15 protein-coding genes and 1 riboswitch are annotated in these 15,968 nt (G+C 47.5%); of the genes, 13 read left to right on the top strand and 2 right to left on the bottom strand.

The annotated features are described in order from the left end of the window. Positions 1 to 114: 114 nt before the first annotated feature. Complete coding sequence (locus AS034_RS01020) at positions 115 to 621, bottom strand: GNAT family N-acetyltransferase (RefSeq protein ID WP_058297137.1); 507 nt, start codon at positions 619 to 621, stop codon at positions 115 to 117. Between the two features lie 182 nt (positions 622 to 803). Between AS034_RS01020 and AS034_RS01015 the strand changes: the two genes are divergently transcribed. From AS034_RS01015 to AS034_RS00975, 10 genes are all read left to right on the top strand, one after another. Beyond that, positions 804 to 2,276, top strand: a complete 1,473-nt coding sequence (locus AS034_RS01015) for a protein adenylyltransferase SelO (protein ID WP_058297136.1) — start codon at positions 804 to 806, stop codon at positions 2,274 to 2,276. A gap of 122 nt (positions 2,277 to 2,398) precedes the next feature. Beyond that, the gene (locus AS034_RS01010) at positions 2,399 to 3,184 is read left to right on the top strand and encodes an SDR family oxidoreductase (RefSeq protein ID WP_058297135.1); all 786 of its coding nucleotides are present in this window, start codon (positions 2,399 to 2,401) and stop codon (positions 3,182 to 3,184) included. Between the two features lie 170 nt (positions 3,185 to 3,354). Next, entirely contained in the window at positions 3,355 to 4,431 is a 1,077-nt protein-coding gene (locus AS034_RS01005; RefSeq protein ID WP_058297134.1) for a GGDEF domain-containing protein, read from the top strand. 156 nt (positions 4,432 to 4,587) lie between these two features. Further along, a riboswitch (purine riboswitch) is annotated at positions 4,588 to 4,691 on the top strand. 159 nt (positions 4,692 to 4,850) lie between these two features. Next, positions 4,851 to 5,714, top strand: a complete 864-nt coding sequence (locus tag AS034_RS01000; RefSeq protein ID WP_058297133.1) for a 5'-methylthioadenosine/S-adenosylhomocysteine nucleosidase — start codon at positions 4,851 to 4,853, stop codon at positions 5,712 to 5,714. Between the two features lie 171 nt (positions 5,715 to 5,885). Beyond that, positions 5,886 to 6,827 (top strand): NADP-dependent oxidoreductase, encoded by a 942-nt coding sequence (locus AS034_RS00995; RefSeq protein WP_058297132.1) that lies wholly within the window; start codon positions 5,886 to 5,888, stop codon positions 6,825 to 6,827. Positions 6,828 to 7,615: 788 nt separating this feature from the next. Further along, positions 7,616 to 8,893: an MFS transporter gene (locus AS034_RS00990; protein WP_058297131.1), complete on the top strand. Its 1,278-nt coding sequence runs from the start codon at positions 7,616 to 7,618 to the stop codon at positions 8,891 to 8,893. Continuing rightward, positions 8,850 to 9,470: a TetR/AcrR family transcriptional regulator gene (locus AS034_RS00985; RefSeq protein WP_058297130.1), complete on the top strand. Its 621-nt coding sequence runs from the start codon at positions 8,850 to 8,852 to the stop codon at positions 9,468 to 9,470. Before AS034_RS00990 ends, AS034_RS00985 begins: the two co-directional genes overlap by 44 nt. Positions 9,471 to 9,622: 152 nt before the next feature. Continuing rightward, the gene (locus AS034_RS22165) at positions 9,623 to 9,775 is read left to right on the top strand and encodes a DUF3934 family protein (RefSeq protein ID WP_074439936.1); all 153 of its coding nucleotides are present in this window, start codon (positions 9,623 to 9,625) and stop codon (positions 9,773 to 9,775) included. Between the two features lie 200 nt (positions 9,776 to 9,975). Beyond that, positions 9,976 to 10,176 carry a cold-shock protein gene (locus AS034_RS00980; protein ID WP_032086164.1) on the top strand — a complete coding sequence of 67 codons (201 nt, stop codon included), beginning with the start codon at positions 9,976 to 9,978 and terminating at the stop codon, positions 10,174 to 10,176. 75 nt (positions 10,177 to 10,251) lie between these two features. Then, positions 10,252 to 11,697: a DEAD/DEAH box helicase gene (locus AS034_RS00975; protein ID WP_058297129.1), complete on the top strand. Its 1,446-nt coding sequence runs from the start codon at positions 10,252 to 10,254 to the stop codon at positions 11,695 to 11,697. Between the two features lie 30 nt (positions 11,698 to 11,727). Here the strand turns inward: AS034_RS00975 and nei are convergent, their stop codons facing one another. After that, complete coding sequence (gene nei, locus AS034_RS00970; protein WP_058297128.1) at positions 11,728 to 12,570, bottom strand: endonuclease VIII; 843 nt, start codon at positions 12,568 to 12,570, stop codon at positions 11,728 to 11,730. Between the two features lie 187 nt (positions 12,571 to 12,757). Between nei and AS034_RS00965 the strand changes: the two genes are divergently transcribed. The 3 genes from AS034_RS00965 (at position 12,758) to desA (ending at position 15,892) form a co-directional block, all read left to right on the top strand. Further along, positions 12,758 to 13,702, top strand: a complete 945-nt coding sequence (locus AS034_RS00965) for a TRM11 family SAM-dependent methyltransferase (RefSeq protein WP_058297127.1) — start codon at positions 12,758 to 12,760, stop codon at positions 13,700 to 13,702. A gap of 123 nt (positions 13,703 to 13,825) precedes the next feature. Then, entirely contained in the window at positions 13,826 to 14,491 is a 666-nt protein-coding gene (locus AS034_RS00960; protein ID WP_058297126.1) for a hypothetical protein, read from the top strand. 375 nt (positions 14,492 to 14,866) lie between these two features. Next, positions 14,867 to 15,892 (top strand): Delta(5) desaturase DesA, encoded by a 1,026-nt coding sequence (desA, locus tag AS034_RS00955; protein ID WP_058297125.1) that lies wholly within the window; start codon positions 14,867 to 14,869, stop codon positions 15,890 to 15,892. The last annotated feature ends 76 nt before the right edge of the window (positions 15,893 to 15,968 follow it).

Here is a 15,968-nt window from a genome sequence, read left to right as displayed (position 1 = left end):
CTGATGTACTTCTACCTGTTGTTTAAACTTGAATTCGAAAAGAGCACGTCCAGAAGAAGCATTCAGGCTACTAGATAATTTACGAAAAGCAACAATCTTTTAGAAAACAGCCTTTTATAATGTCATCGTATATTTCTTTAATTCCTCGGTGTCATCGGGCAGGGTCACGTATCCGTCAAGCTGCATTCCCAGCTTTTCGAGCAGCCTTGAAGAAGGGAGGTTGTCCTTCGTGGTGATCGCAGCCAGACGTTTCAGGCCGATTTCTTTTGCATAGGCAGCAGTTCCCTTCGCTGCCTCCAGCGCATATCCCCGGGACTGATGATCTTCGAGAAAGGCAAAACCGATGTCCACGTCTTCAAGGCCTTCCCTCTTGATGAGCCCGCACAGCCCGATGGGACTATGATTCTCCTTCAATTCAACCAGGAACAGGCCGAATCCTTCCCGTTCATACATCGCCTGCGGTCCGTTTTGTATATAGTGTACCGCGTCTTCGGTTGTCCGGATCCCCTTATCACCGATATATTCGATCCATCCAGGTTCGTTTAGCAGTGTAAAAATGAATGCTGCATCGCATTCTTCGACTCTCCGAAGAATGAGACGTTCTGTTTCGATTACGTTCATGGTGTGACCTCCAGCATTTGATAGTTATATTTATAGTAAATCATTTCAGACAAAGAAGGAATAAGTATAACCTTCCTTAGGCAGAGAAGGCTATAGGGGAAGTGTACGTATGTTAGTATGGTGATAGAAACCCGATACGAGATGGCCATGTGAAAGATCATTCGGAAAGAAGGGGATATAACATGAAGGAAAAGAAAACAACGGAAGCAGGCTGGAATTTTGACGACAGCTACACATCTCTTCCGCAGACTTTTTATAGAAAACAGATGCCTACACCCGTTGCTTCGCCGCACCTTGTCATCCTGAACGGTTCGCTCGCTGAGTCACTCGGGCTGGATACGGATATCCTGCAGAGTGAATCGGGGGTGGAAGTGTTTGCGGGCAATGAGCCGCCGGAGGGCGCTGAGCCGTTGGCGCAGGCGTATGCGGGGCATCAGTTCGGGCATTTCACCATGCTCGGGGACGGCCGTGCCGTCCTGTTGGGTGAACAGCTGACGCCTGCGGGTGAACGCTTCGACATCCAACTGAAGGGGGCGGGGAGGACGGCTTATTCCAGGGGAGGAGACGGCCGCGCGGGACTCGGGCCTATGCTTCGCGAGTATATCATCAGTGAAGCGATGCATGCCCTCGGGATCCCGACGACCAGGAGTCTTGCGGTCGTCACGACCGGGGAAGCCATCATCCGGGAAACCGAACAGACCGGAGCCATCCTCACACGCGTGGCGTCTAGTCATTTGCGGGTCGGAACATTCCAATATGCCTCGAAGTTCGGTTCTGAAGATGATGTCCGGGCATTGGCGGATTATGCAATCGAACGTCATTATCCGGAAGCAGCCGGCGCGGAAAATCCGTACCTCCAATTATTGAATGGAGTGATCGGGCGCCAGGCTGAACTGGTGGCCAAATGGCAGCTTGCGGGCTTCATCCACGGTGTGATGAATACCGATAACATGACGATCTCAGGGGAAACGATCGATTACGGGCCATGCGCCTTTATGGATACCTTCGACCCGGCGACGGTCTTCAGTTCGATCGACAGGCAGGGACGTTATGCATACGGGAATCAGCCGCCGATGACAGGCTGGAACCTTGCCCGTTTTGCCGAAACCCTGCTGCCGCTCCTGCATGATGATAGCGAGCAGGCCGTCGGGATCGCCCAGGATGCGATTTCCGAATTTCCGACACTCTATCATGCCCACTGGCTGAAAGGAATGAGGGCAAAACTCGGCCTCTTTGGAGAAGAGGACGGGGACAAGGTCCTGATCGAGGAACTCCTCGGGATGATGCATGAGCAGAAAGCCGACTATACGAATACATTCCGTGCCCTCACATTCGGCCGGGAAGGGGATTCTGCTTTATTTTCTTTAGAGGCCTTCGTTCAGTGGAAAAAACGCTGGCAGGAACGGACCGGCCGTCAGCCGGAATCGGAAGAAGATGCACGCCGCCTGATGAAGAACAGCAATCCCGCAGTCATCCCGCGGAATCACCGTGTGGAGGAAGCGCTGGAGGCCGCGGTTGAAAGAGGAGATCTAAGTGTGTTGGAAAGACTGCTTAGAGTCCTTTCCCATCCATATGAACATTCTCCGGAGCAGGAAGAGTACTGTGCACCGGCTCCTCCTTCGGAACGTCCATACCGTACGTTCTGCGGTACATGATAAAGATAAAGGCCCGCCCTTTTACGCGTTAATGCGTCGAGGGACGGGCCTTACATTTATGTTTCATATTTCAAGTTAAGGGAAGAAATAGACTAGAAGCAACTTAACAGGAGGAATATGAAATGGCTAAGACGATTTTTATAACGGGCGCGGGAAGCGGACTTGGAAGAGGCGCAGCGCTCGGTTTGGCACAGGAAGGACACCGCGTGATTGCGACGACGGAACTCACTTCCCAGAAGACGGATCTCATGCGGGAAGCGAAAGATAAAGGGCTGAACATGTTCATTTTTAAACTCGACATCACCAATCCGCGCGATCAGGAACAAATCGCAAAATATGATTTCGATGTGTTCGTGGCGAATGCGGCGATCAATGAAGGCGGACCGCTGGCGGAAGTGCCGATGGACCGGTTCCGCGCTCTTTTTGAAGTGAATGTATTTGCGACGCTGGAAACCGCCCAGATTGCGGCGAAGAAACTCGTGGAGAAGGGAAGCGGGAAAATCATCTTCATGAGCTCGATGGCGGGGATATCAGCGACGCCGTATGTCGGTCCGTATACAGCAACAAAGCATGCAGTCGAAGGGATCGCCCAAACGATGAAGTCAGAACTTGAAGGATTCGGGGTGAAAGTCGCTACCATCAATCCAGGAGCCTTTGAGACCGGGTTCAATAAACGAAGCGGAGAGGAAATTTGGAAATGGTTCGATGATGAGAAGAATTTTACCCGCAGAGAAGACATCGAAAAGCAGCAGGAAGGGTTAAAGGATCAGTTCGATCCAGAGGATATGATTCAGAAGATGATTGAAATCATTCTAGCAGAAACCCATAAATTCCGGACCGTCTATCCTGAAGAAACGGAGAAACAGCTCAAGGAAACGCAGAAGGAACGCTGGGAGATGAAGATTTAAAAAGATAAAGTGATCGACCACATTAAAGCACATTCAGTTTTGAATGTGCTTTTCTATTTGTATTACAATTTTATAGATAGTTATATTTAACTAGTAAAATAGTATTACTTTTTCGTCAGAATGGGTATAGATTAGAAAGTGATTATTCTAGGGGAAAAGAGGGAGAGGCAATGATTAATATCGAGGAATACATCATTAATCTCGGTCTCATGATTTCATTCATTTATCTGACCTCTTTATTGTACAAGCATTTCCTCATGAACGCAGACGGGGACCTGAAGGAAATCACCCTCGTTGTGATTGCGGCACTGACCGGATGGGTCTCCATGTATTTCGGCATTCATCTGACCGAATCGGTGATCTTTGACCTTCGTTTCGTCCCGCTTATCATTGCTTCCCTGTACGCGACAAAGCGCCGTTATATTGTATGGGTGGGAATCGGGACAGGATTGATGAGATTCACGTTCGGATTCAGTCTGGCTGCCGCGGTGGGATTCATCAATATGCTCTTCCTGGCCCTTGTCGGCGTGTTGATTTCCCATCTGACCAGGTCATGGACGTACCGGAGGAAGATGTGGACGGTGGTACTGACATTAAACGTGCTGAACACACTCATCATCGCCCTGCTGGGAGTGATTCCGATAAACGATGTCCTGCGTATGATCATGCCGACCGTTTTCCCTGCAAACATCCTGTTGAGCCTGCTGCTTGTTTGGATTGTGAAGGATATGATTGATGAACATGTAAACAAATTGGACCTGATGGACAAAGCCGGCAGGGATCCATTGACGAAATTGTATAACCGGAGGACTTTCCTGCGCTATTTTAAAAAATACAGCGATGACGAGGAGATTTCCCCTTTATCCCTCGGTTTCATCGATATCGATCATTTCAAAAAAGTGAATGATCAATACGGCCATGCCACCGGGGACAGGGTGCTGCAGCATGTCAGCGCACTTATTGCAGGCAGCCTTCGGAATGTCGATATTGTGGCGAGGTACGGAGGGGAAGAATTCGTCGTCCTTCTGCCGGATTGCAGCAGGGAGGATGCAAGGATGATCATGGAACGGGTAAGGGAAGCCGTAGAGGGTCATCCGTTTCGTCACAACGGTGTCAGCATAGCCATTACCTTGTCTGTCGGAATCGCCGCCACGCCCGGCGTTGAGCCGAAAGAATTGCTTGAGGCTGCGGACCGGGCCGTTTACCTGGCAAAGAACAGAGGCAGAAACCGGGTGGAAAGTGCGTGAACGAACTAATGAATGAAAGTCTTGCGGCCCGCACCTCATTTTCTGGGAAGAGGGACGGGCTTTCTTGACAAAAACACGAACGATATAAAAATAATATTGTTTTATTTTCGTATTTAAGGTTGAATTTGATTTCCCCGTCTGTTAGACTTACTTCGTAATCAAACTACATAGCACACTCGTATAAACTAAGTAATATGGTCTGAGAGTCTCTACCTGGTTCCCATCGGAAGAACCGGACTACGGGTTGAAGTATTGTTCGGTTTTTCAGTGTGAATCTGAACAGGAAGAGGGTATAGGCATATCTTGCATCCCCTGGTTACCCATACTTTGACTTAACGGTCCGGAAGGCAGAGAGCATTCTCTTTTTCCGGACCTTTTATTGTTTTTATATGGGACAGCATTCAACAGGAGGGAACAGCATGTTAAAAAAATTCATTTCCCTGGTCATCCTTGCCGCATTGGCAGTGACGGGACTGGCAGGGTGCAATACTTCAAAGGAAAAACAGGGGGCTGCGGAAGCTAGTGAACAGCAGCCGATCATCGTCCAGGGCCCGATGCCGATCGAAGCTGAAAAGCTGGCAGGACATCTGGAAGATGTAAAAGAGGAAAAATCCGGATCATTCGTTTTTTATAAAGGGAAGCTGGAAGGGTACCCGGTCATCGTTGCGAAGACAGGAAAGGGTATGGAAAATACCGCGGCAGCGACGGCAGTGGCAATTGAAAAATATGACCCTGCTGCCATCATCAATCAGGGAACATCAGGAGGTCACGATCCTGAGCTGAACGTTTTTGATATTGTGCTCGGGGAAAGAACGGTCAATCTGGGATCGCTGAAAACAGGTGCTTTGGATGAAGGGGAAGGGATCGAACCGAAGGAATGGATCCCGATGGACCTGATGGCCTCCGAAGGGAGTGCCGGTGAAGATCCTGATGCAGAGAATATCCGCTATTTCGAAGGCGATGAAGGCCTGCTTGCAGCGGCTAAAGCCGTGAAAGGAAAATACGAGAAGGGGAAAGTCGTCGAGGGGACGATCGGTTCCGCAGACGTATGGAATAATGAAGTGGACCGCATCAACTGGTTCCATGAAAAGTATGGCACCTCTGTGGAGGAAATGGAAGGAGCAGCCGGTGCGCAGATCGCGGCCGCATACGATGTTCCATTTCTCGGAATCCGCGTGTTGTCGAATAACAAAGTGAACGGCGGACAGTACAATCCCGATACAGCAGAAGCCAATCAGGCGTATGTCCTGGAAGTGCTGAAAGAATACATCACCACAAAATAAGCGGCCCAGGCCCGTCCCTCCATGTGTTTAACCGGCAGCCATGCGAGGGACGGTCTTTTTTTAAAAGCGTTCCGGTGTTTAGAAAACAAATGGTTGAGGGAAAGATATCTCTATGTGATGATCCGGGCCTCCAAGAGGGGTTTTCGGAATGAATAATGGGAGGGAAAATGGATGAGAGCCATTGTAATCGATCAATATGGAGATAAGGATGTACTGAATGAAAGGGAAGTGGAACAGCCTGAAATCGGGGACAATCAAATTCTGTTGTCCAACCGCGCAACATCGATCAACCCGATTGACTGGAAGGTGAGAGCAGGGTATTTGAAGGACATGCTTCCCTTTGATTTCCCGATCATCCTGGGCTGGGATGCAGCCGGCGTCGTGGCAAGGAAAGGGAAGAATGTAGAAGGCTTCGAAATCGGCGACAGGGTATTTGCACGGCCTGATACGACGAACCGCGGTACATATGCTGAGTATGTCGTCGTAGACGATCATCTGCTCGCCCCGATGCCTGAGTCGATGAGTTTTGAGGAAGCGGCGGCCATCCCGCTCGCAGGATTGACGGCCTGGCAGTGCCTTGTTGACTTTTCAGATATCAAAGAAGGGGATAAGGTCCTGATCCATGCAGGCTCAGGGGGAGTCGGGAATTTTGCCATCCAGATCGCCAAAAGCTTCGGGGCACATGTCGCCTCGACGGCAAGCGGAAAGAATGAAGAGTTTGTGAAGTCGCTGGGGGCAGACCAGTTCATCAATTACAAAGAGGAAGACTTCAGCGAGGTCCTCGAGGATTTCGACATCGTCCTTGATACAATGGGTGGAGAAGTCCAGTCAAACAGCTATAAAGTATTGAAGAAAGGCGGGAAGCTCGTTTCCATTGCCGAGCCTCCAAAAGAGGATGAAGCAAAGGAGTACGGCGTCGAAGCCGGCTTCCTGTGGCTTGAGCCAAAAGGCGAGCAGTTGAAACAGCTTGCGGATCTCTACGAAAAAGGTGAGCTGAAACCGGTCATAGGCGAAACCTTCACTTTTAGTGAACAAGGATTGAAGGACGCACATGCCTTGAGTGAAACCCATCATGCAAAAGGGAAGATTGTCATTAAAATAAGTGAAGATTGATGAGCAAAGCTTCGGTGTCCAGTATGGACCCGGAGTTTTTTTGTGGAGTTCTCAGGGATTCGTGTGAGTAAAAACACGGGGGCCCGGCATCTTGTGAAATTTATAAAGACATCGGGCAGCTAAGTGGATAGATAAGCGAACTTCTTCATATCTGTCTCCTTTTATTCTTCACGTGATTTTAGATCAATTGATTCCGAAAGCTTGCACGGCGGTCCAGGATTTCTTCCTGGATTCGTTTGAATTCCGGATTCGGTGTGTTGAAGAAAAATAATTTGATCATGGTTAACATAAGAATTCCTCCATTTCGATTTTAGATTTTAAAACAAACGGTTTCTTAATTCTGCACGGCGGTCCAGATTCCGGTCATGAAGCTTTTTCGTTTCACAATCAATATGGAAAAAGTAAGTGAACAAGACGACAATCATATTCAATCTCCTTTCTGAACTTCTTTGGTTTGTGCTTTTTTAAATCATATGCAGTTGCAATAATAAAAGTGACACCTGTGTCGTTATTATAAACGACATTCGTGTCTTTTAGAACCTATTTTTGAAAATTTTTTATGGAATAGGGTGTTTTACTTAAAAAAGAACTTTTCCTAACTTGATCAAAAGCGGCTCACATACATATAGAAAGACTATTGCCAAAGCCAATACAGGGAATTAGCAGATAGGATAAGCCTAATTTTTAGATTTTTTAAAAAAAGGATTGAAAAGAGACATTCGTGTCGATATAATTAAAGAAAGAAAAACGACATGGTTGTCTATTTTGTGAAAAGGGGGTAGTGATAAATGGAGTCAACATCATTGGGAAAGAATAAACATTTCATTACGTTGATGACGGCTCAGGCCATTTCAAGTCTGGGGGATTGGCTGAGTATTGTGGCCATCATTACGCTGGTCGGTTTAAAATGGGAAGCGACACCGATGCAGATGTCGTTCATCATCCTCAGTCTGGCATTGCCGATGGCTCTGTTGGGCCCGGTATCCGGGACGGTTGCTGACAGGATGGAACGGAAGACTCTGATGATTGTATCCGATGTGATCCGAGGGGGACTCATTCTTCTGTTGACGCTTGCTTCAAATGTATGGATGGTGTACGTTTGCCTTTTTCTCATCGGGATCTTCTCTTCAGTCTTTGTTCCGGCGAAGAATGGTAAATTGAAGGAGTTGGTTCCCGATGATGCGATCAAGGGGGCGATGTCCCTGACCTCGATGATTGATTCAAGCACGAAGGTCATCGGTCCGCTGGTCAGCGGAATCCTCGTCACCGCTGTGGGGACGTACAATGTTTTTTATATCGACTCGGCCACCTTTTTCATTTCAGCCCTGCTGATCTTCACCTTGCCGAAGGCGGTGAGGGCAGTTGAGACTGCCGATGAAAAGGAGAAGAAAGAAAAAGGCACTGCATTTAAGGAGGAATTGAAAGTAGGATTTCAGTTCCTGAAAAAGAGTACTTTTCTGATGTATGGATTGTTCCTGATGGGTATCAGTCTGCTGATCCTTCAATTATCCGACTCCCAAATCATCGTGCTGCTTCGACAGCTGACGGACGCGTCCCCGGATTTATTCGGTTATACCGTGACGGGATCTGGCATCGGGATGCTGATCACCGGGATATTCCTGTCGAAAAAGACGGATTATAACGCATTTATCTATATGTGCATCGGAGTGCTCGGAATCGGTCTTGGATTTGGGGTGATGGGAATCCTGACTTACTATGATGCAGGTCTTTCATTGGTTTGGATGCCGGCGCTGGGATTGTTCGCAGGAGGTACGGCTGCCCTCGTGTTCATTCCATTCCAGGCTGCAGTCCAGGAAAAAACCCCTGTGAACATGACGGGGCGGGTGTTCGGAGTCATCAACAGCACCACGACGACAGCCACGATCATCGGTCCATTGGCGGGGGGTGCACTTGCGACAGTCATCGGCATCATCCCTTCCTTTATCGTAACGGGATCGCTGTTGATTGTATTGTTCGCTGTATCGATTGCGATTCGAAAGAAAGTAGCAGAGGAGGAGAATCATGTCACCGAAAGTAAGCCGGGAACACAAGGAGCAGCGACGTAATCAATTATTGCAGGCTGCAGAGGAAGTTTTCATTGAACATGGATATGAAAATACGACGATGAAACACGTGATGGATAAAGCCGGGGTGAGCAGGGGTGGTCTCTATCAGTACTTCGATAATAAGGAAGATCTCTTTGAAGCCCTGATCGGGGAACAGCAGCAGGAAAGCCTTGATGAGTCGCTGCAGATGATGATCGAGGATCAGGGATCTTGCTGGGATGCACTGTTGATGACCTTTCTGGGAGAATCAAAGGAACCGAGCGATAGAATGGACCCGCTCGCACCCTCCAAGCTTGAATACTTCATTACAGGAAGAAATGAAAAGAGAAGGCAGGAGCATGCGAGAGAAAGGTACCACCATGCGTATACAGCGACCACGAAAATCATTGAAAAAGGGATAGAGGCAGGCGAATTTGCCCCCCGGTTCGCTCCGGAGGTCATCGCCAGGTACATCATTTCCTATATCGACGGCCTCGCCGTGGACCACGCCATCCTCGATTCAGAAAGCATAAAGTTAAAAGAACAAACCGAATTATTGATCGAATACCTGCGCTGGGGTCTGAATGTCAAAGACTGACCAGGTATAGGACTGTTCTTCACCATGCTAAAGGCCCGTCCCTCGCTGCGCTGACGCATCAGAGCAGTGAGGGACGGGCCCTATTTTTTCATTGCTTCTTATGGTATGATGTTGAACTTAAAGACATGCAGCACATAAGGAGGAGGGAACGCATGAGCAAACCGAAGAAAAAAAGCGGAACGGGTCAAGGGACCGGCAAGAAAGGCTGGAATCGCTGGCAGGCAGGAGCCAATAAGGCAAAGAGCAATAAGCCTTATAAGAGTAAAGGTGTGAAGCACGGGAATAAATCGGATGCAGAGAAATAAATGTGTCACAAAAAGCCGGCTGCAGCCAGCGATTTTTAAAAGGATTTGCTTTTAGCTTCATTACCTGTTAAGGTTAGGAAGAATTATTTTTGTTCGGTCTGTAAGGAATGAAAGTATTTAAACTTTTCGCCTTTGATATCTAACTTGAGCAACAATAGTAATAACATGTGGACTTCGACTCCACGCAGGAGGAAATAATTATGCAACAAGGTACAGTAAAATGGTTTAACGCAGAAAAAGGTTTCGGTTTCATCGAAATCGAAGGTGGAGAAGATGTATTCGTACATTTCTCAGCTATCCAAGGCGAAGGATTTAAATCTTTAGACGAAGGTCAAAAAGTAACGTTTGACACAGAACAAGGTCAACGCGGACTTCAAGCGGCTAACGTAAACAAAGCGTAACAGCTTTAAACGAAGGACTCTCTCGAAGGGTCCTTTTTTTATGCGGACATTTAAAATGAAATGAGGGTGTGTTATATGAATAAGAAACGATTTTCCGATTTCGGGCTCAGCGTGGAAATTACCAGGGCCCTGACGGAATTAGGGTATGAAACTCCGACGGAAGTGCAGTCCAAGGTACTGCCTGTTGCGTTGGAAAAGAAAGATCTTGTCGTGAAATCGCAAACCGGAAGCGGAAAGACGGCGTCATTCGGGATTCCGCTTTGTGAAATGGTGGAGTGGGAAGAGAACAAGCCCCAGGCACTGGTCCTTACGCCTACCCGGGAGCTTGCGGTCCAGGTGAAAGAAGACATCACCAATATAGGAAGATTTAAGCGGATCAAAGCCGCTGCCGTATACGGGAAATCCCCGTTTCACCGTCAAAAGCTTGAACTGAACCAAAAAACGCACGTGGTCGCAGGTACACCCGGCCGTGTACTGGATCATATCGAAAAAGGGACATTCCCGCTGGACAAACTGAACTATTTAGTCATAGATGAAGCGGACGAGATGCTCAATATGGGCTTTATCGAACAGGTTGAAGCGATCATAAAGGAACTCCCTGCCGACAGAGTGACATTGACATTCTCAGCCACACTGCCGGAGGACGTCGAATCGCTCTGCCACAAATATATGAAAGACCCCGTGAACATCGAGGTGAAAGCGAAGGGCGTCACCACTGATAAAATTGACCACTCTGTCATACAAGTGGAGGAGAAAGATAAGTTTTCACTGCTGACGGATGTGACAACCGTTGAAAATCCGGATAGCTGTATCATTTTTTGCCGGACAAAAGAGAATGTAGATAAGGTCTGTGACGAGTTATTTGATAAAGGATATCCTGTCGATAAGATTCATGGCGGCATGAATCAGGAAGCCCGTTTTGAAGTGATGGATGAATTTAAACGGGGAGAATTCCGTTATCTGGTTGCAACAGATGTAGCTGCAAGAGGGATTGATGTGGAGCGGATTTCACACGTCATCAATTATGATCTTCCACTTGAAAAAGAAAGCTACGTCCATCGAACCGGAAGAACAGGACGTGCAGGGAACTCTGGAAAAGCGATCACGTTCATCACTCCCTATGAAGATAAATTCCTGGAGGAGATCGAAGCGTATATCGGCTTTACAATCGCTGAAGTTCAGGCCCCTTCAAAAGACCAGGTTGAGATGGCGGCGAGTGCTTTTGAAGAAAAACTGAATCAGGTGCCGGACATCAAATCGGATAAAAGCGAACGATTAAATAAAGAAATCATGAAGCTCTATTTCAATGGCGGGAAGAAAAAGAAGCTCAGGGCAGTGGATTTTGTCGGGACCATCGCCAAAATCGAAGGCGTGAACGCAGAAGACATCGGCATCATAACCATCCAGGAAAACCTGACCTATGTCGATATCCTCAACGGAAAAGGTCCGCTTGTTCTCCAAGCCATGAAAACCACCACCGTTAAAGGGAAGAAATTAAAAGTCCACGAGGCAAGAAACTAAAAAAGGCCCGTCCCGCTGCACGCTGACGCATTAACGCGCCGAGGGACGGGCTTTTGCATGTTGGCATTCCGGGCAGTAGTAAAGTCTCCTGGAAGCAGCTTGTGTTTTTTTAATTTCGGTGCCGCATATGAAACATGATGCGCCTTCCCGGTTGAAAACCCAGTGACGGTAGCGGGAGCGTTTGACACCTTCAGCCTTCAATTTTTTTGCGAGCTCAAGATCATTCGTGATTCCTACTGTCCGGTAAGATTGTTCCATCAATCGGATGATGGATTCAGCAGCTTTTATAAGTTGTTCTTCACTGCAGTCAATTGGACGGAGAGAGGGGTGGATGCGTGCAGCAAATAGTATTTCAGATCTCAGATAATTCCCGATCCCTGCCACGAATCCCTGGTCTAACAGAAGGATCGCGCATCTCCTTCTGAAAAACTTCCTATCTTTTATCCGCTGCAGCAGATCCTCCGGTGTAACCTTTTCACTCAAAATATCAGGGCCCGCCTTCGCAATGAATGGATGCCCGCCGACCTCCTCGTCTCGCAGCACTTCAATATCGGATGAACTGTATAGAAGTGCGGACTTTTTCTCATTATTTAACGCCAATCGCAGCTGACGATTCGTCTTGGGGTAGTTATATGCATTCCTTACGTACCATTTTCCGTAAAGCTGGTTATGTGAATAGATGGTATAGCCATTATCGAAACGAATTAACATGGCTTTCCCTTTGGTGTCTACCCTCGTCACAACAGCACCCTGCAAGATCTCCTCGTAACCCTGCAGTTCGGGAAAAGCAAAATACACTTCCGCCACTGGTTTGTGCTGAAGGGCGCGTTCAATTTGATCGGCCGCCCTCCTGATTTCTGGACCTTCCGGCATACATTCTCCTCCTTTTAATATAGAAGTTCCCTGATTTAACATGATGTAATCCCTGAAAGTCCGTCCCTCAATGAAGTGACGCATTGATGCATCAACGGACGGGCCTTTAAGACGGTAGTTTACAAGGATGGTACAATGGAGAAATAGCAGCTTTGAGGAAATTAACGAATCACACGGAGATGAATTTATGAAAACATTAACAATCGTACCAAGTTCATATATATATACTTTTACCTGGGAACCAAATGAAGAAGGCTTATGCGCTTTGGAGAGGCGGGCTTTATTCGGTGTGGACTCCCAATCGGATATTGTTGAAAGCTCTTATGAAATCGACCCAAGCAGAAGCCCGTTCATAAAAGAGAGACTCGGGGTTATCTGCGAGGGTGGAAGTATAGAAGAATTGATAGAAGAAGTGAAGAAATTGGATTCATTCGATGGCTTCAAAATCGTATTTGTCCAAAACCCCGATCAAGAGAGAGTCGGTTTCAAAAAACTCCGGCACATAGAAAAAAGTGTCGGCCTTCATTTCAAGGGTGAAGCGGACCTTGTCAATCCCAGTGTATGGTTGGGCATCATGAACATCGGTGAGCGCTGGATCCTCGGGGAGTATGCCAAGAACGAAGCGGTTTGGCTGCATCATCAGCGGAAACCGCACAGCTATTCAACGGCACTCGGGACACGCGTCGCAAGGGCGGTCGTCAATATTGCCGCTCCTAAAACGGACGGGATCAAACTGATCGACCCATGCTGCGGCATCGGGACGGTTCTCGTGGAGGCGTTATCGATGGGGATTGATATCGTCGGAAGCGACCGGAACCCTCTGATCCTAACAGGAGTGAGGGAGAACATCGAACATTTTGGCCTCGAGGGCGAAGTGACGCTTAGGGACATACGCGAAGTGACCGGGCATTACGACGCGGCCATCATCGATCTTCCTTATAATCTATGTTCCGTCATCACAGTGGAGGAGCAGCTTGAAATGCTTCAGAGTGCAAGGCGGTTTGCTGATAAGGCGGTCATCGTCACCGTCGAGGATGTCGATCCCGTCATACATGAAGCCGGGTTCACAATTACGGACCGCTGCGAGGTCACGAAAGCGAATTTTGTCCGTCAGGTTATTGTCTGTGAATAGGTACGGCCTGAAACAGGAATGACTGATAAAAATTACTAATAGGCTATAGTTGGAGTTTCCTTTTGATACATGCTATATTTGTGCGAATAACAAAGAAAGCAATTTGTATGAGGAGAGAATGACATGAATCAGAAGTGGGAAGCTGCAATTGATTCTTTATCCGAGGTGACTGTCACGTCCCATCCAAATAATGAACCAGTCACGATCGCGGGTGGACATGACCGCCTCCGCTGTATCGGAGTGGGGACGGACGCGGCTGTTTTCCAGCATCTCGATGTTCCACAATTTGCTTTTAAAGTGTATGCAGAAGAAAAGGCTGACAAAATAAAGATAGAGGAAGAGGTTTACAGCATGATCGGGGATTCACCTTATTTCTCCACCTGTTATGCTGCCAATGATACCTTTCTCGTCCTGAGTTATGAAGAAGGTATCACACTCTTCGACTGCATCCTCCAAGGTGTCCATATCCCCTGGCAGGTCGTGGAAGATGTGGAAGCTGCCCGGGATTATGTTCGTGAAAAGGGCCTGAACCCCCGCGACATCCATTTGAAAAACATCCTCATGAAAGACGGACGGGCGAAGATCATCGATGTATCCGAATACGTCCTTCCCGGAAACGATTTCCGCTGGGAGCATCTGAAAAAGGGCTATGAGGATTACTATCAGCTGATTGACGGGAAAGCGGTCCCGTTCTGGCTAGTCGAAACCGTCCGTAAATGGTACAACCAGTGGAATTCGTCCTATGAGGAATTCATGAAGATTGTGCTGAAATTCACTTCGTTTCGATAAGATGACTATAGAGAGGCGCTTCGCTGTCGATTATAACTACAGTACCGCCTTAAGACTTTTCCCGAAAAAAATCGGAAAATAGGAAAACGCCGACCAGCTATGGTTTTTCATATAAATTTACTCATATCTCAGATTTACACGAATTCCTGATCAAGATGGGAAGCCTTATAAAAATCAACTGTTTTTCCGATTTAACCCGCCTGATCCCGGGCATGCTAAAGCATGACTACAACTGGGATCAGGCGTTTTTTTGTGTGTGAAATCAATCAATATATGACACTTGTCATACCGAGGCTATGACACCTACTACTAAAAATATGTTACTGCTTCCTATATAGTTGTTCTTACAACCCAATGAAAAGGGGATCTGAACAAATGACAAATCTTAAAACATTGAAAAAACAAGTAGCACCTTTTGAAAAAGGGACAACAAAAGAAAGTATATTGCAGCTAATCAATACGGTGATACCGTTTATTATTTTATGGGTTCTTGCCTATCAGAGTCTTTCCGTATCGTATTGGCTTGCTTTAGTGCCGATGGTGATCGCTGCGGGATTCTTGACAAGGATCTTCATCATCTTCCATGACTGTACGCATTATAATTTCTTCAAGAGCCGCCGCACGAACCGGATTGTGGGTACCGCAATGGGCGTCCTCACACTGTTTCCGTTTGATCAATGGGGACACGATCATACCGTCCACCATGCCACAAGCGGCAACCTGGATAAGCGCGGCACCGGTGACATCTGGACGCTGACGGTCGATGAATACAAGGCAGCTCCGCTTAAATTGCGCCTGGCTTATCGATTCTACCGCAATCCGATCGTCATGTTTGTCTTGGGACCGATCTGGGTCTTCCTGATCAAAAATCGTTTCAACCGCAAGAACGCCAGGAAAAAAGAACGCAAAAACACGTATCTAGTCAACGTACTGATCGCTGCAGCCGCAGCTATTATGTGTGTGACAGTCGGCTGGCAGCAGTTCCTGATCGTACAAGGATCGATCTTCATGATCTCAGGTGCAGCCGGAATTTGGCTGTTCTACGTTCAGCATACGTTTGAAGATTCATATTTTGAAGAAGACAAAGAGTGGGAATATGTGCTGGCCGCAGTGGAAGGGAGCTCTTACTACAAGCTTCCGAAGGTCCTTCAGTTCCTGACTGGTAATATCGGTTATCACCATATTCACCATTTAAGCCCGAGAGTGCCGAACTACAGGCTGGAAGAGACGCATAACAGCATCCCTGAGCTTCAGCATGTGCCGACAATCACTTTGGCAACGAGCCTGACATCGCTCAAATTCCGTTTATGGGACGAAGACAGAAAGAATTTCGTCAGTTTCAGGGAGGTCAAATCGCTTCCGAAAACGAGCATTTCCACACAGGCAAAGCCTGAACTGTAAACAAATAAAAGGTCTGTCCTTCAACAAGTTGAAGGACAGACCTTTTTGTGATTAAAGACTGTTTTCTTAAAGATTG

The organism is [Bacillus] enclensis (assembly GCF_001456935.1).
GTDB classification, from domain to species: Bacteria; Bacillota; Bacilli; order Bacillales; family Bacillaceae_B; genus Rossellomorea; species Rossellomorea enclensis.
The sequence above is the reverse complement of the archived record's forward strand: the minus strand, read 5'-3'. Positions and strand labels throughout refer to the sequence as shown.

Coding starts and splice junctions, on each gene's coding strand:
- AS034_RS00995 (WP_058297132.1), top strand. CDS start 5,886: ATGAGAGCCATTGTAATCGATCAATATGGAGATAAGGATGTACTGAAT.
- AS034_RS00965 (WP_058297127.1), top strand. CDS start 12,758: ATGAAAACATTAACAATCGTACCAAGTTCATATATATATACTTTTACC.
- AS034_RS01020 (WP_058297137.1), bottom strand. CDS start 621: ATGAACGTAATCGAAACAGAACGTCTCATTCTTCGGAGAGTCGAAGAA.
- AS034_RS00980 (WP_032086164.1), top strand. CDS start 9,976: ATGCAACAAGGTACAGTAAAATGGTTTAACGCAGAAAAAGGTTTCGGT.
- AS034_RS00985 (WP_058297130.1), top strand. CDS start 8,850: ATGTCACCGAAAGTAAGCCGGGAACACAAGGAGCAGCGACGTAATCAA.
- AS034_RS00975 (WP_058297129.1), top strand. CDS start 10,252: ATGAATAAGAAACGATTTTCCGATTTCGGGCTCAGCGTGGAAATTACC.
- AS034_RS01010 (WP_058297135.1), top strand. CDS start 2,399: ATGGCTAAGACGATTTTTATAACGGGCGCGGGAAGCGGACTTGGAAGA.
- AS034_RS01005 (WP_058297134.1), top strand. CDS start 3,355: ATGATTAATATCGAGGAATACATCATTAATCTCGGTCTCATGATTTCA.
- AS034_RS00960 (WP_058297126.1), top strand. CDS start 13,826: ATGAATCAGAAGTGGGAAGCTGCAATTGATTCTTTATCCGAGGTGACT.
- AS034_RS01000 (WP_058297133.1), top strand. CDS start 4,851: ATGTTAAAAAAATTCATTTCCCTGGTCATCCTTGCCGCATTGGCAGTG.
- AS034_RS01015 (WP_058297136.1), top strand. CDS start 804: ATGAAGGAAAAGAAAACAACGGAAGCAGGCTGGAATTTTGACGACAGC.
- AS034_RS22165 (WP_074439936.1), top strand. CDS start 9,623: ATGAGCAAACCGAAGAAAAAAAGCGGAACGGGTCAAGGGACCGGCAAG.
- nei (WP_058297128.1), bottom strand. CDS start 12,570: ATGCCGGAAGGTCCAGAAATCAGGAGGGCGGCCGATCAAATTGAACGC.
- desA (WP_058297125.1), top strand. CDS start 14,867: ATGACAAATCTTAAAACATTGAAAAAACAAGTAGCACCTTTTGAAAAA.
- AS034_RS00990 (WP_058297131.1), top strand. CDS start 7,616: ATGGAGTCAACATCATTGGGAAAGAATAAACATTTCATTACGTTGATG.